Here is a 14483-nt window from a genome sequence, read left to right on the forward strand (position 1 = left end):
TGGGTTACTTGGTGGCGTTGACGGCTGCGTCTGCGTCCAGGGGTGCTAGGCCGGAGGCGGTTAGCACGGCGCGCAGCGGGGCGGCGGACTTGTTGACGGTTTCGAGGGTTTCGGAGTCCGGGTTGGAGTCCATGACGAGGCCCGCGCCTGCCTGTACGTAGGCGGTGCCTTCCTTGAGTACGGCGGTGCGGATGGCGATTGCCATGTCCATGTTGCCGGCGAAGTCGAAGTAGCCGCACACGCCGCCGTAGACGCCGCGGCGGGTGGGTTCGTATTCGTCGATGAGCTGCATGGCGCGCGGCTTGGGGGCGCCGGAGAGGGTGCCTGCCGGGAAGGCGACGCGCAGCACGTCGTAGGCGCTGAACTGCGGGTCGAGTTCGGCGCTGACGGCGGAGGAAATGTGCATGATGTGGCTGAAACGCTCAATGATCATGAACTGGTCGACGGACACGGTGCCGGGCTTGGCGATGCGCGAGAGGTCGTTGCGTGCCAGGTCGACGAGCATGAGGTGTTCGGAGCGTTCCTTCTGGTCGGCGAGCAGTTCCTCGGCGAGTGCGAGGTCCTCTTCGCGGGTTGCGCCGCGCGGGCGGGATCCGGCGATGGGGTGGGTGCTGGCGATGCCGTCCTTGAGGGTGACGAGAGCCTCCGGGGAGGAGCCGACAATGTGGAAGGGGGTGCCGTTGCTGTCTTCGAAGTTGAAGAGGTACATGTACGGCGAGGGGTTGGACTGGCGCAGTACACGGTACACGTCGAGTGCCTTGGCGTTGGTTTCGGCTTCGAATCGGCGTGAGAGCACGATCTGGAAGACGTCGCCGTCGATGATGTTCTTCTTGGAGCGGTCGATGGCGTCCTTGAAGCCCTGTTCGCTCCAGGTGAGGGTGACGTCTTCGCGGACCTTGCGGTCAACGTCTGCCACGCCGGAGAGAATGGAGGTGGTCGTTGCGGCGCCGCGCTGCAGGCGGCGGAGCATGCTGTGCAGGCGCGCTACGGCGTCTTCGTAGGCGCCGTCGACGTTTTCGCTGGTGCCGTTGAAGTTGATGGCGTTGGCGACGAGCAGGACGGTGCCGTCCTTGTTGTCGTGGATTGCCATGTCGGAGACCATGTTGAGCGCGAATTCGGGCAGGTTCACGTCATCTGCGGGCGGGTAGGGCAGGTGCTCCCAGTGGCGCACGACGTCCCAGCCGAGGTAGCCGACCAGGCCGGAGGTGAGCGGCGGCAGGGTCGGGTCGGGTTCGGTGTAGAGCATCTGCAGGGTCTTGGCGATGGCTTCTACGGGGTCGCCGTCGACGGGTGCGCCGGCGGGGGTGCGTCCCTGCCAGTGGACTGCGCCGTCAACGGTGGTGAGGGTGGAGCGGGAGGACGCGCCGATGAAGGAGTAGCGGTCCCAGGCTGCGGATTCGCCTTCTGCGGAGATTTTGGCGGATTCGAGCAGGAAGGTGCCGTGGGCTGCTTCGACGGGTTCGCCCTGGTCGTTTTGGAGTACGAGGGATCGGTAGATGCCGATGGGGGTGAGTGAGTCGGCGAGGATTTTGATGTGTACGGGAATGACGCGGGTGCTGGCTGCGCGGGCGCGGAATTCTTCGAGGCTGGGGGTGATGGTGCCCAAATCCTGCATTGCTGTACTCCTTGGTGTTGGGTTGGGGGCGCGTCGGTGCGCTGTGTCCCTTAGCTGCCGCGCGGGGTTTTACCGGTGCATGAGGGTTTTACCGTATGTGCCGGCGTGTCTATCTGGCGCATACATGCCAGATTCATCACGCCCGATCATGCCTGATAAGGCCCGGTAAGCCCTTTAAAGCCCGGTAAGCCCGGTGCGCGGGTTGTTTCAGTTTAACCGGTGCTACGGCCCAGTTCCACGGTGAAGAGTCAATAGTTCTCTTCGTGAAACTGAGCCGCATACCGTTCAGCCGTATTAGTTGCTGAACTGCTTGAGGGTTGCTGCGGTCTGCAGTGCCGCTGCGGTCGCCTCGTAGCCCTTGTCTTCGTTGGAGCCTTCCAAGCCTGCGCGGTCGAGTGCCTGCTGCTCGTTATCGCAGGTGAGCACGCCGAAGCCGATGGGTCGGCCGGTCAGCACGGACACGTCGGTCAGGCCGTTGGTTGCGCCCTGGCAGACGTAGTCGAAGTGGGGGGTGCCACCGCGGATGACCACGCCGAGCGCGACAATTGCGTCGAACTTCTCGGCGAGGCGGGTTGCTGCGACGGGCAGTTCGAAGGTGCCGGGAACGCGCACGAGGGTCGGCTCGATGCCTGCGTCGCGTGCTGCACGCTGCGCACCGTCAATGAGGCCGTCCATGACCTGGGTGTGCCAGCTTGCCGCTACGATTGCGAGCTTGAAGCCCTTGTAGTCTTCAGGGTTGAGGGTGGTGTCTGCTGCGCCTACGCCGCTCATTGTGTTCTCCTTGTGGGTTGTGGTTTTTGAAAAGTTTAGTGTGCAGGGGTGCCGCTACGCGCTTTTGAGCACGTGGCGCATACGCTCACGCTTGGTCTGCAGGTAGTGTGCGTTCTCGACTCGGGCGGGAATTTCGTCCGGGATGATTTCGGTGACCTGCAGGCCGAGGCTTTCGAGCGCCTCCTGCTTGGCGGGGTTGTTGGTCACGAGCCTCAGCTCGTTCACGCCGAGTTCCTGCAGAATCAGTGCCGCCTGCGAATAGTCGCGCATGTCGCCGTCCAGGCCGAGCGCCAGGTTCGCGTCGAGGGTGTCGAGTCCGGCATCCTGCAGTGCGTAGGCGCGGAGCTTGTTGACCAGGCCGATGCCGCGTCCTTCGTGGTTGCGCACGTAGATGAGGTACCCGCCGGTGCGGCTGATGATGCGCAGGCCGTTCTCCAGCTGGGGGCCGCAATCGCATCGGAAGGAACCGAAAATGTCGCCGGTGGCGCATTCGGAGTGGATGCGTACCGCGGGTGCTCCCCCGTCCTCGGCGGGTACGGGGGTGCCGTCACGGTCGAGGGCGCGGGCGCTGATGTGCTCGGCGCCGTCTGCGAATCGCCAGGCGCGCAGACCGAACAGGCCCTGCGGGGTGGGTACGGCGACCTCTTCGGTGCTTTCGACCAGTAGCGGGCTGGGGTTGGGCACCATGTCGAGGGGGCTGACTCGGTAGCCTTCAGCGAGCTGGGAGGCGATGCGCAGGGATTCGGCGCTGAGCTCTTCAGCCTGCGCCTCAATCGGCTCGACCAGGGTGCCCGGCTCTGCCAAGGTGACAGCCGCGGGGGTACCCGATGCGGAAGTGCCCGGCGTTGCCTGGGTGTTAGGGGTTTCGCTCATGCGTTCTCCTACGCCTTAGCTACGTACTTGATGAGGTCTTCGATAGAGATCATGGGCAGGTTGTGCTCGGTTGCGAAGGCGCGCAGTGCGTCGAAACGCATCATGGAGCCGTCGTCGTGCACGACCTCGGCGATAACGCCCACGCCGGACAGGCCCGCCGCGAGGGAGAGTTCCACTGCGGCTTCGGTGTGGCCGGGGCGCTCCGCCACGCCGCCGTCAACGGCGCGCAGCGGGAAGATGTGGCCCGGGCGGGTGATGTCAGCCGGGGTGGAGGATGCGTCCGCGAGGATCTGCACGGTGCGTGCGCGATCTGCCGCGGAAATGCCGGTGCTCACGCCGGATGCCGCATCGCAGGAGACGGTGTATGCGGTGCCCTTGGGGTCTTCGTTGTTGGTGACCATGGGCGGCAGGTTCATCTCATCGGCACGCTTGTTGCTCAGGGGTGCGCAGACCACGCCGGAGGTGTAGCGGATCATGAAGCCCATCAGCTCGGGGGTTGCGTGCTCGGCGGCGAAGATGATGTCGCCTTCGTTTTCGCGGTCTTCATCGTCGACGACGACCACGGCGCGACCTGCGGCGATAGCGTCCACCGCGGTCTGCACGCTGTCGAGGACGCTTGCAGCGTCGGCGCGACGCGGCGCAACCTGCTCGGAGGAAGAGGCCTGGGACACGCCTGCGAACGCGGTCAGACGCTGCACGTACTTGGCGAGCGCATCGGTCTCAAGGTTCACGCTATCGCCGACCTTGAGCGCGCCGAGGTTGGTTGCCTTCAGGGTTTCGGGAATCAGGCCGACCTCGAACCATGCGGGGGTTTCGCCGGGCTCAGATACCGCGGTGACGGTCAGGGACACGCCAGAAACCGCGATGGAGCCCTTCTCAGCGAGCAGGGGCGCCAGTTCGGTGGGCAGGTTGAAGCGCAGTGTGCTCCACGCCTCGTGCGCGGTGACGGATGCGAGGGTACCGACCGCATCCACGTGGCCCTGCACGACGTGACCGTCGAGGCGGCCACCGGCGGGCAGGCAGCGCTCCAGGTTGACGGTGTCCCCGGGGTTCAGGTTGCCGAGGTTGGTGCGGCGCAGAGTCTCACCCATCGCGTAGGCGCGGAACTGGCCGGGCTGCAGCTGGTCGAGGTCGATAGCGGTGAGGCATACACCGTTGACGGCGAGGGAGCCACCGTGTTCGAGGTCGGCGACAATGTCACCGGCGCTGAGGGTCAGGTAGGCTGCGTCGCTACCTTCGATGGGGGTGATGGATTCTACGGTGCCGAGGGCGCCAATGATTCCGGTAAACATGTGTGCTTTCCTTTTCTCGCCGTGTCCGCCGGGGCGTCGTCGTTGAGGGCGACGGGCGGCGATGGTTTGTTCGTCGGTATAACTATACGTATTTTTCGAATATTCCCCGTGACGGGGAGGTTTTGTGCCAGCATGCGAACCAGCCGGCATAAATCATCTGGTACAAACTAGCCGGGCGGGGAGCCTTGAGGTGCTACTCCCCCGCCCGTGCTTAGTCCAAAGGCGGCTAACCCAAGCGAAGCTAATCCAGCCGCGGTTCCGGCGCGTGGCAGGCGTCCAGCTTCGGCAGGGTACGCCGCTCACCAGGCTCCTCCGCTGTTCCGCGAGGCGCCGGCACCAGGTGCGTTGCGGTGTCATTGCCGAGCACGCGCACCGCCGGGAACATGCCCAGGTCGTCCAGTTGCAGGCGCGGTGCCTGCGCGAGGGTGTCCACGAGCAGGCGGTAGACGGCGCTCTTGCCCTGCCCCATAATCATGGGGGCGCGGTACCAGACCATCTCGTCGATGAGGTCTTCACCGGCGAAGAGGCCGACCATGCCGGGGCCGCCCTCAATCATGAGGTGCCGCACCCCGCGGGCGTACAGCTCATCGAGCAGTTCGCGCGGGTCGTGGGTGAAGACCTGCAGGAAGTTCTGCGGGTCCGCCTCCACGCCTTCGGGCGGGTTGAGGCCGCGAATCCGGTAGTTCTCGGTAATCTCGGTCTTGCCCATGACCACACGCAGCGGCTGCTTCTCGAAGCGCTCCCCGTTGGCATCGCGCGCATCCAGGGTCGGATCATCCATGAGGGTGGTACGGGTGCCAATCATGACGGCATCGGCGCGGTGGCGAATCAGGTGCCCGTCAATGCGGGCGGCAGGACCGGTAATCCATTTGCTCGTGCCGTCAGCTGCCGCAATGAACCCGTCCAGGGTGGAGGCACTCTTAGCGGTGATGAAGGGGCGGCGTTCGGCGGCGGCAATGAACCAGCGCTCATTCAGCAGGTAGGAAGCGTTCGCGAACTCCTCCATGGCGTGCACGGTGACGCCCTGCGAGCGCAGGTAGGCGGCGCCTCCGGCTGCGTTTTCAGTGTCGTCGCTGTAGGCGTAGTAGAGTTCGCTGATGCCCGCCTCGGCGACGGCGTGGGAGCAGGGGCCGGTGCGTCCGGTGTGGTTGCAAGGCTCGAGGCTCACGTACATGCGGGCGCCGGTGAGGTCGGTTCCTGCGGCACGGGCGGCGGCGAGGGCGTCGGCTTCGGCGTGCGGGGTGCCTGCGCCTCGGTGGTAGCCCACGTGCAGCAGGTGCCCGTGTCTGTCGGTAATAACGGCGCCAACGAGGGGGTTCGCGCCGCGGATGCCCTGGCGTGCCGCCTGCAGCGCCAGGGTCATGGCGTCTGCGTGGCTGAGCGTCTGCTCGGGGTCGGGCAGCTGGAGGGTGCGTGCGGCGGGCAGCCCGGCGAGGTGCCCATACTCCGCAGCGGAGTAATCCAGGTCGTTGTGCGGAAGCGGCACAGTCGAGGGCGTGGTCGCGGGCAGGTAGCCCGTGTCTTTGGGAATGGGTCGCTCGTGCACGGCGGCGATGGGCTCAGGCAGGGTACCCGCCGGGCCCTGGGCCTCGTGCTGGCGGTTATGTGAGGTCATGGCAATAATTCCCCTTCTACGCGGCTTCGTTCTTGGGCGCGCTCTTGGTGACGGTTTCGCACTCTGCAACGGAAGCGGCGGAGGATAGATCAGCCACGTCCACGGTCACGTCGGGGAACTGGGTCTGCACCCGAGTCTTCTGCGCCTCCAGGTTGCGGGTGCGCCACCAGACGAAGAAGCCGACCAAGGTGAAGCACCCATAGAACACGTACATGAGGGAGGTCGCGTAGTAGCCTGCGCTCCACAGTAGCGGCACGCCGACCAGGTCGACGGCCACCCAGATGAGCCAGAATTCAACCCAACCGCGCGCCATGCCGTAGGTGGCGAGCAGCGAGCCGGTGAAGATCCAGGCGTCGGACCAGACCGGTTCGTAGGAGCCGAGGGCGCGGAAGATGGGGGTGAGCAGCAGGGTGCCTGCAACCATGGCGACAACCAGGCCTGCGCGTTCGGTGTTGGTGGCCCACTTGGGAATCACTGCGGCACCTGCGGAGGCATCACCACCGGCGGCGCGGGTTGCGCGCCAACGATGCCAGCCCCAGATGGACACGGCAATAAACATGATCTGGCGGCCTGCCTGGCCGAGCATGGTCACGGGGTGCGGGCTGCCGACGAGGGCGCCCAGGAAGACGGTGAGGAGCAGCAGGTTGCCGAGAATGCCGACGGGCCACGCCCATACTTTGCGTCGCATACCGCCGAGCGCCGATGCCAGGCCGAATGCGTTTCCGAGAACTTCGCGCACGAGGAGGGACTGGTCCCCCACGTGAATTTGTGCGTCGAAGAGCCACCGCAAGATGTCCATTGTTTCTTTCCTCTCTGAGTTGGACCGTGTGTCGGATGCGCTGGGTGCGCATCTGCGGCGGCTCCGGGGAGAGGAACAGAAAAGGGCGGCTACCGCGGGCATCTTAGGGAGTGCCCAGTATCCGTGGTGAGGCGGGAGCAGCGAATCAGCCAACCGCGGCTGAAATCAGTCGGCTACGGTCGAGGGGAATAACGTACCGGCGCCTCGGAGGCGCCTCTCCCCTGTCGCGCAGAAAACCGCTGTGCTGAAAATACTGTGCTGAAAACCGCTATGCTCTCAACTATTTTTCGCGAGTAGCAATTCTCGCAAGCAACAGTTTTCTCAAACAACTGTTTCGGTGCACCCTGCACGCCACCCCGAGGTTTTCGGGAGGTGCGGCGGAGTGCGCTCCTGCCTTTTTCTGCTCGTGCTACCTTCCATCCAGACTGTACTGTCGGCACCGGATTTTCACCGGTTCGGCCTCTCTTGCGGGCGGGCGTCTCTAGCGGAGTCTTGGCGTCCTGCGCGGATGCGAAGATTCGTACGATTTTTGCCTGCCTGCGAGAGCGGTTCGCGGGCTGTGACCGCCGGTTCGGAATTTCACCGACCCCGGAGCACGATGTCGATATTGATTATGCCACAGCGCACGCCGGGGGTTTAATTTGTTTTCTCTGGGATAACTTCCGTGACAAGATGACGTTTTATGACTGTGCCCGCAGTGCGTCTCCACGTCCCCTACACAACTGCCCGCGGTAGCCACACAGTAGCCACCCACGGGACCACATGGGAACCCGGTCCTTCATTCTTCGGGGACGATTTATCACGGTTTCATAACGGTGGAGAGCAGCAAACAGACCAAAGGGTTACGGGGACCTCCAGGGGGTCATTCAAGACACATTGAACACCCGTCAATACCTTTATGACAAGGAATTATAACAATAAGGTTAAATTATTGGTTTAAGGTTTACTCCAGGGGTGATTTAAGGTTATTCTTATCTACAGGAGCTCCCATCACCGATAAACCGGTTCCGTTGAGAGCGACATGATTCGGACCATCCGAGCACTCACATCAAACCCTTAAGCTTCTGCCATTTGAAGCTGGAAAACTGGCCCGCGGACTGCATTCCCCGGATGGTTTTCACGCAGCATCTGCGCGTACTGGATTGCGCAGTATTGCGGCGCACGATGTTGATGTGCTTCACCATCGGGAGGCAACCACACCGAATTATTTCTCAACGGAACCGGCGTGGGAGCTCTTCCGAATAAACTTCCGGAAGATCGCACGGTATGCGCCTTTGTAAACCGTTATGAGGGGCGTTGTGCGTGTCAAACGGTCATAAGCTCCCGTTCTTCTGTCGTCGCCTACCGTGGTGCGCGATGGGGGTTACGGGAACCTTGCGGGATGGTTGATCCCGCGCGCTCTGCATTGTCTTGTGGAGTGTGGTGTGTTTGGGTGGCGTATTCGCAGTGCCGGAGCGAATACGCCACCCGTTTTTAACCCATAAAACGTTCAGCAACCACGTACCCAAACAAACTGGCAGCGTAAGCCTGCCACAGGCCAGCCCTACTCAATCCAAATTTTGGCGAGCTGACCAAATGCCCTAACCGGGTACCAAGCATCTATATCTACTCCCCCGAGGGATAGGTGACCTAGAGGGCGTACCGGACACGCGAAGCGGGGGCTCCGTCCTCAAGGCGCCCCAGCGCCGCAGAGGGGGCACTCCCCCGCGAGCGTTGTCCGGTACAACCTCTCAAACAACTAACCCACGGAAGCGGCACTCCCCCGCTTCGTGTGTTTTGGTCGCCTTCTGCAAACCCTAGCCTACAAACGCAAAGGTCGCCCGCGATAGTTAACTATCACGGGCGACCCTGTTTGTTGCCAAGCCTATATCTATAGGGGTGCCTCGGACATGCGTGGCGGGGGCTCCGTCCTCAAGGCGCGCCAGCGCCGCAGAGGGGGCACTCCCCCGCTAGCATTGTCCGACGTGCCCTTCCTATGAGGCTGTCGAAGAGTTTTAGCCCTCTACGGAGCGGAATGCTACAACCGCGTTGTGGCCGCCGAAACCGAAGGAGTTCGACAGCGCCACAATCTCGCCGGCGGGCAGCTCACGTGCCTCGGTCACCACGTCCAGGTCAATCTGGGGGTCCTTGTTGTCCAGGTTGATGGTGCAGGGTGCGGTGCGGTGGTACAGAGCCAGTACGGTCAGCACAGCCTCCAGGGCACCGGCGCCGCCGAGCAGGTGGCCGGTCATGGACTTGGTTGCGGAGACGGCGATGTTCTTGGTGTGCTCGCCGAAGGTTTCGTGCATTGCGGTTGCTTCGGGCAGGTCACCGGCGGGGGTGCTGGTGGCGTGCGCGTTGATGTGCACGACGGTCTTCGGGTCGATGTTGCCGTCTTCGAGGGCTTCGCGCAGTGCGCGGGTTGCGCCGAGTGCTGCGGGGTCCGGTGCGGTGATGTGGTAGGAGTCGGCGGAGACGCCGGTGCCTGCCAGTTCCGCGTAGACGCGTGCGCCGCGTGCCTTGGCGTGCTCTTCGGATTCGAGGATGAGTGCTGCTGCGCCTTCCCCCATGACGAAGCCGTCGCGGTCGACGTCGTAGGGGCGGGATGCCTTTTCGGGTTCGTCGTTGCGGGAGGAGAGTGCCTGCATCTTGGCGAATGCTGCCATGGGAAGCGGGTGGATTGCTGCTTCGGCGCCGCCGACGATGACGACGTCTGCCTTGCCGCTGCGGATCATTTCGGCGCCGAGCTGCATGGCTTCGGTGGAGGATGCGCATGCGGAGACGACGGTCTGCGCTGCGGCGCGTGCCTTGAGGTTCATGGAGACGGCTGCTGCGTTGCCGTTGGGCATGAGCATCGGGACGGTCATGGGGAGGACGCGGCGGGGGCCCTTTTCGCGGAGGGTGTCCCATGCGTCGAGGAGGGTCCACACGCCGCCGATGCCGGTGCCGAAGGCTACGCCGGTGCGCTCGGGGTCGACTTCTTCTGCAGATTCGGCGTCGGGGCCGGTGAATCCTGCGTCTTCCCATGCTTCGCGTGCGGCGATGAGGGCGAGCTGGCCCGAGGGATCCAGGCGCTTTGCTTCTACCTTGGTGAGGCGGCCGGATTCGAGGGCGGGTACGGCGAGCTGGCCTGCAATGTATACGGGCAGGTCGTATTCCTTGACCCAGGGGTGGTCGAGGGTGGATACACCAGATACGCCCTTGGTGGCGTTTTCCCAGGTGGTGGGGACGTCGCCGCCAATGGGGGTGGTCGCGCCGAGGCCGGTCACCAGCACTTTTCGAGACATTGTGGCACTTTCTCTTCGGTGGTCGATTTGGTGGTTTATCCGGTGGTGTGTGGATAAAAACCTGTAGGGCCCGGGGGTCTGCGGTGTGCGTTTTCACGCGGTGTTTCACGCGCGTTTCACACGGTGCTTCACGCGGTGGAGGGTGCTGTCGTTGCGCCCTGTGAGTTCCGCGCTGCAGATTCCGCTCTGTATTCCCGGGGGTGTGTTGGATTGAAAGCTGAGTGAATAGCGATGCGGCGCGGGCCGGTGAGAGCCCGCGCCGCCTCGTTATTGGTTATAGCTTAGGCAGCGTTCGCGATGAACTCGACTGCGTCGCCAACGGTCTTGAGGTTCTGGACCTCTTCGTCCGGGATGGTCACCTCGAACTTCTCCTCAGCGTTCACGACGATGGTCATCATCGAGATGGAGTCGATGTCCAGGTCCTCGGTGAAGGACTTGTCCAGCTGAACGTCCTCAACCTCAACGCCGGTCTCTTCGTTAACGATTTCTGCCAGACCTGCGAGGATCTCTTCCTTGTTAGCCATTCAGGGGCTCCTTTGTTTTTTCGATGGTCATCGCACCCGCCGGGTGGGGGTACGCGTGCATTACCGAGTTTATCGTGTCTGCGTGGTGTACGCATGCGTCAACTCGGAGTTTAGGGGATGCTTTCCCGCTTTATTTTCTTTCTCGTGCACCGGCGCGGTGCCGGTCGTGAGGGGCGGTAAGCATCAGGCTCCGGGGTTTTCCTTAGGGAAGGACGACTACCTGAGCTGCGAATGCCAAGCCGGCACCGAAGCCGATCTGCAGGGCGAACTTGCCGGAGAGTTCCGGGTTCTCCTTGAGCAGGCGGTGTGCGGCGAGGGGAACCGATGCGGCGGAGGTGTTACCGGCATCGACGATGTCGCGTGCCACTGCCACCGTGTCGGGAAGCTTGAGGGTCTTGACCATCTGGTCAATGATGCGGGCGTTTGCCTGGTGCGGGATGAGCGCGCCGAGCTCGTCGGGGGTGATGCCGGCGGTTTCGAGTGCCTGCTTGGCGACCTTCGCCATTTCCCATACTGCCCAGCGGAAGACGGAGGGGCCGTCCTGGCGCAGGGTGGGCCAGATCTTTTCGCCTTCCTGCACGGGGTTTGCAACGAAGTCGCGGTTGCGGATATCCAGCAGGGAGTGAGTCATACCCACAGTGCCCCAGCGGGAGCCGTCCGAGCCCCATACGGTGGGGGCGATGCCGGGTTCGTCGGAGACGCCTACGACTGCTGCGCCCGCGCCGTCGCCGAGCAGGAAGGAGATGGTGCGTTCGGTGTTGTCGATGAAGTCGGAGAGCTTCTCAACGCCGATGACCAGCACGTGCTTTGCGGTGCCCGCGCGAACGAGGGCGTCTGCCTGGGCGATGCCGTAGCAGAAACCTGCGCACGCTGCGGAGATGTCGTATGCGGGGCACTTGGAGCCGATTGCGTCGGCGACCAGGGTTGCCAGGGAGGGGGTTGCGTAGGGGTGCGAGATGGTCGAGATGATGACCGCCTCAATGTCCTCACCGGCTACACCGGATGCCTCGAGGGCGTCCTTGGCGGCTTCGATGGCGAGGTCGGTTACCGACTGGTTTTCGCTGGCGCGGTGGCGGGTTGCGATGCCGGTGCGCTGCTTGATCCACTCGTCGGAGGAGTTGATTGCCTCAACGATGTCATCGTTGGGGACGATGACATCACCGCGGGCTGCGCCGTAACCGAGGATGCGGGAGTAGCGGTTGATTTCGTACTGCTTGAGGGTAGTCACGTATTCAATCCTTAGTGCTGATGCTCGCAAGACACTGTGTGCCTCGCATGTCTAAAGTGATGTCTAGTGTGAAGGCTTCCTGGCGTGAGGAGAGCTGGGGGCTCTCCTGCGACGTTTAGCCCTTCAGCGAGGCGAGATCCTCGGGGGTGTTGATGGAGGTGCCGGGCACACCGCGCATCGCGCGCTTTGCCAGGCCGACCAGGGTGCCTGCGGGGGCGACCTCGATAATGCCGGCGACCTCACGCTCGAGTAGGGTTGCCATGCACAGGTCCCAGCGGACGGGGCTGGTGACCTGGGAGACGAGGGTCTTGACGAACTCTTCACCGGATGCCACGGCGGAACCGTCGCGGTTGGTCAGCAGTGCGGAGGTCGGGTCGGATACCTGCAGGGATGCGGCGAACTCTTCCAGGGCGGGCACGGCGGGTGCCATTGCCTCGGTGTGGAATGCGCCAGCGACCTTCAGAGGGATGACGCGGGTGCGTGCGGGCGGGTTCGCGGCGAATGCTTCGATGGCGGGGATGGGGCCTGCGGCTACGATCTGGCCGCCGCCGTTGGAGTTTGCTGCAACGAGGCCTGCTGCGTCGATGGCTTCGCGGACGTTTTCTTCAACGCCGCCGAGTACTGCAGCCATGCCGGTCGGGGAGGCGGCTGCCGCCTCCGCCATACCGTTGGCGCGCACGCGCACGAAACGCATTGCGTCTTCGTCGCTGAGTACGCCCGCGAGGGCTGCTGCGGTGATTTCGCCGACGGAGTGGCCCGCGAAGATGAGTTCTTCACCGTCGAGTTCGCGTAGTGCGAGGCGGCCGGTGACGATACCTGCAGCCACGATGAGCGGCTGGGCGATTGCGGTGTCCTTGATGGTTTCTTCTTCGGCTTCGGTGCCGTAGTGAATCAGGTCGATGCCTGCCGCTTCGGAGAGTCGTTCCAGGTGCTCACGCACACCTTCAATCTCGAGCCAGGGGCTCAGGAAGCCCTTCTTCTGGGAGCCCTGTCCGGGGCAAACGAGTGCGCGCATGCGGTGCGACCTTTCTGGTTTTTAGTACTCGTACGCGGTGCCTCCGCAGAGATGGAGACCACGGCTAGTCTGTTACCTATGCTACCTTGTTCAGCCGCTTTGCATAAACATCGCAGTGCAAGAATTTTGGGGTGCACTGGGAGCCTAGACAGTGGTTGAACAGTGTATAGCTTAGATTGAATTCACCCATTCGTACAACCCGAACGGGCAAGGTTCAAATAGAGAGACAGCTAACTTTAGGGTTGCCACCCCTAGGCTCGCGGATGCGCCCGCGCGTATGTCTCCGCCAAACGCTTCATCGACACGTGCGTGTAAATCTGCGTGGTCGCCAACGATGAATGACCCAGCAGCTCCTGCACCGAACGGATATCGGCACCACCATCGACCAGGTGAGTCGCCGCTGAATGACGCAAAACGTGCGCGCCCGACGCCTGAGTGTTCTCCACCGTGCGCAGCAGGCGGGTCAGGTCCTCACGAATCTGACGGGCATTCGCACGCCCACCACGAGGGCCAATAAACAGCGCCGTCACGCCCTGAGCGCCCTCCGGAATCCACTGCGGACGACCATACGACACCCAACGATTTAACGCCTTGAGCGCCGGGGTGCCCAGCGGCACTACGCGCTCCTTATTACCCTTACCCAGCACGCGCACCGTCTTATTCGCCCGGTCCACGCTCTGCAAATCCAGGCCGGTCAGCTCAGAAATACGCATGCCCGAGGCGTACAGCACCTCAACCACGGCTTCCAGGCGCAGCAGGCGTGCATCACGAGGATCCTGCGCCCGGCGCTCCTGCAGGGTAGTCAGCAGCTGGTTCATCTGCTCACGGCTCAGCACCGGCGGCAGGTGATTCTCCCGCTTGGGGGTGCGCATACCGCGCGTGGGGTTGGCGTGCACCAGCTCCTCCTCCTGAGCCCAGGTGAAGAACGTGCGCAGGGTCGAGCCGCGGCGCGCCACCGTAGAACGAGCCGCCTGCCGCAGATGCAGCGAACCCAACCACTCACGAATCAGGGACGCGTCAATGCTATCCAGATGCCGCACGCCGCGGCGCGCCATGTAGCCGAAGAAGCCCTCCAAATCCGAAATATAGGAGCGGATTGTCTCTTCGGAACGGTGCTTCTCATAGCGCAGAAAACGCTCAAAACGGTCCAGGACGGGGCGGAACACCTCGCCGGAAACGCCCAGTGCCGATTCAGGTAGAGCAGAGCCGGGCAGGGCAGAATCTGGACCCTCAGCCTGGGCGCCGGGATAATCAGCGGCGAGGCTACGGGTATAGGTCACCGGCAGGGTCGTGGAGGGAGCCTCATCTCGGTATTCTTCCCGGCTCTCGCTCCGGTTTTCGTGCTGGCGGGCGGGGGTCATGCGTCCCTCCTTTCGTGGTTCTTGGTTCCTGGTTCTAGCTACGTTTCTAGCGGCGTTGATGCTTCTCAACAGCCTATTTCTATCCCCCGGCGCATCTGCCGTTAGGACGGCGGGGTAGGCTCCG

Annotated in this window: 11 protein-coding genes and 1 riboswitch; all 11 genes read right to left on the reverse strand. The window is 63.3% G+C overall.

Translation table 11 applies throughout. The annotated features are described in order from the left end of the window. Window positions 1–4: 4 nt before the first annotated feature. The 11 genes from RM6536_RS00100 to RM6536_RS00150 all read right to left on the reverse strand — a co-directional run bounded on the left by RM6536_RS00100 (window position 5) and on the right by RM6536_RS00150 (window position 14359). Window positions 5–1615: an anthranilate synthase component I gene (locus RM6536_RS00100; protein ID WP_060823547.1), complete on the reverse strand. Its 1611-nt coding sequence runs from the start codon at window positions 1613–1615 to the stop codon at window positions 5–7. A gap of 294 nt (window positions 1616–1909) precedes the next feature. Beyond that, window positions 1910–2386 carry a 6,7-dimethyl-8-ribityllumazine synthase gene (ribH, locus tag RM6536_RS00105; protein ID WP_005506244.1) on the reverse strand — a complete coding sequence of 159 codons (477 nt, stop codon included), beginning with the start codon at window positions 2384–2386 and terminating at the stop codon, window positions 1910–1912. 54 nt (window positions 2387–2440) lie between these two features. Next, entirely contained in the window at window positions 2441–3259 is an 819-nt protein-coding gene (locus tag RM6536_RS00110; RefSeq protein WP_145974224.1) for a GTP cyclohydrolase II, read from the reverse strand. Between the two features lie 8 nt (window positions 3260–3267). Beyond that, the gene (gene ribB / locus RM6536_RS00115; protein WP_060823548.1) at window positions 3268–4551 is read right to left on the reverse strand and encodes a 3,4-dihydroxy-2-butanone-4-phosphate synthase; all 1284 of its coding nucleotides are present in this window, start codon (window positions 4549–4551) and stop codon (window positions 3268–3270) included. Between the two features lie 241 nt (window positions 4552–4792). Beyond that, entirely contained in the window at window positions 4793–6166 is a 1374-nt protein-coding gene (ribD, locus tag RM6536_RS00120; protein ID WP_231917968.1) for a bifunctional diaminohydroxyphosphoribosylaminopyrimidine deaminase/5-amino-6-(5-phosphoribosylamino)uracil reductase RibD, read from the reverse strand. Window positions 6167–6182: 16 nt separating this feature from the next. Further along, the gene (gene pnuC, locus RM6536_RS00125; RefSeq protein WP_231917969.1) at window positions 6183–6965 is read right to left on the reverse strand and encodes a nicotinamide riboside transporter PnuC; all 783 of its coding nucleotides are present in this window, start codon (window positions 6963–6965) and stop codon (window positions 6183–6185) included. Between the two features lie 402 nt (window positions 6966–7367). After that, window positions 7368–7566, reverse strand: a riboswitch (FMN riboswitch). Window positions 7567–8959: 1393 nt separating this feature from the next. Next, on the reverse strand, window positions 8960–10231 hold the full coding sequence (gene fabF / locus RM6536_RS00130; protein ID WP_060823549.1) for a beta-ketoacyl-ACP synthase II: 1272 nt from the start codon (window positions 10229–10231) through the stop codon (window positions 8960–8962). A gap of 281 nt (window positions 10232–10512) precedes the next feature. Next, window positions 10513–10755: an acyl carrier protein gene (locus RM6536_RS00135; RefSeq protein WP_005506250.1), complete on the reverse strand. Its 243-nt coding sequence runs from the start codon at window positions 10753–10755 to the stop codon at window positions 10513–10515. A 202-nt stretch (window positions 10756–10957) separates the two neighbouring features. Further along, window positions 10958–11983 (reverse strand): beta-ketoacyl-ACP synthase III, encoded by a 1026-nt coding sequence (locus RM6536_RS00140; RefSeq protein ID WP_060823550.1) that lies wholly within the window; start codon window positions 11981–11983, stop codon window positions 10958–10960. 115 nt (window positions 11984–12098) lie between these two features. Next, complete coding sequence (locus tag RM6536_RS00145) at window positions 12099–12998, reverse strand: ACP S-malonyltransferase (protein WP_060823551.1); 900 nt, start codon at window positions 12996–12998, stop codon at window positions 12099–12101. A 251-nt stretch (window positions 12999–13249) separates the two neighbouring features. Next, window positions 13250–14359 (reverse strand): tyrosine recombinase XerC, encoded by a 1110-nt coding sequence (locus RM6536_RS00150; protein WP_060823552.1) that lies wholly within the window; start codon window positions 14357–14359, stop codon window positions 13250–13252. Window positions 14360–14483: the final 124 nt, after the last annotated feature.

It is taken from the genome of Rothia mucilaginosa (assembly GCF_001548235.1).
GTDB classification, from domain to species: domain Bacteria; phylum Actinomycetota; class Actinomycetes; order Actinomycetales; family Micrococcaceae; genus Rothia; species Rothia mucilaginosa_B.

Bases quoted from the DNA above. Each gene is read 5' to 3' on its own strand.
- RM6536_RS00150 (WP_060823552.1), bottom strand. From the start codon at position 14,359: ATGACCCCCGCCCGCCAGCACGAAAACCGGAGCGAGAGCCGGGAAGAA.
- RM6536_RS00135 (WP_005506250.1), bottom strand. From the start codon at position 10,755: ATGGCTAACAAGGAAGAGATCCTCGCAGGTCTGGCAGAAATCGTTAAC.
- ribB (WP_060823548.1), bottom strand. From the start codon at position 4,551: ATGTTTACCGGAATCATTGGCGCCCTCGGCACCGTAGAATCCATCACC.
- fabF (WP_060823549.1), bottom strand. From the start codon at position 10,231: ATGTCTCGAAAAGTGCTGGTGACCGGCCTCGGCGCGACCACCCCCATT.
- ribD (WP_231917968.1), bottom strand. From the start codon at position 6,166: ATGACCTCACATAACCGCCAGCACGAGGCCCAGGGCCCGGCGGGTACC.
- RM6536_RS00145 (WP_060823551.1), bottom strand. From the start codon at position 12,998: ATGCGCGCACTCGTTTGCCCCGGACAGGGCTCCCAGAAGAAGGGCTTC.
- pnuC (WP_231917969.1), bottom strand. From the start codon at position 6,965: ATGGACATCTTGCGGTGGCTCTTCGACGCACAAATTCACGTGGGGGAC.
- RM6536_RS00110 (WP_145974224.1), bottom strand. From the start codon at position 3,259: ATGAGCGAAACCCCTAACACCCAGGCAACGCCGGGCACTTCCGCATCG.
- ribH (WP_005506244.1), bottom strand. From the start codon at position 2,386: ATGAGCGGCGTAGGCGCAGCAGACACCACCCTCAACCCTGAAGACTAC.
- RM6536_RS00100 (WP_060823547.1), bottom strand. From the start codon at position 1,615: ATGCAGGATTTGGGCACCATCACCCCCAGCCTCGAAGAATTCCGCGCC.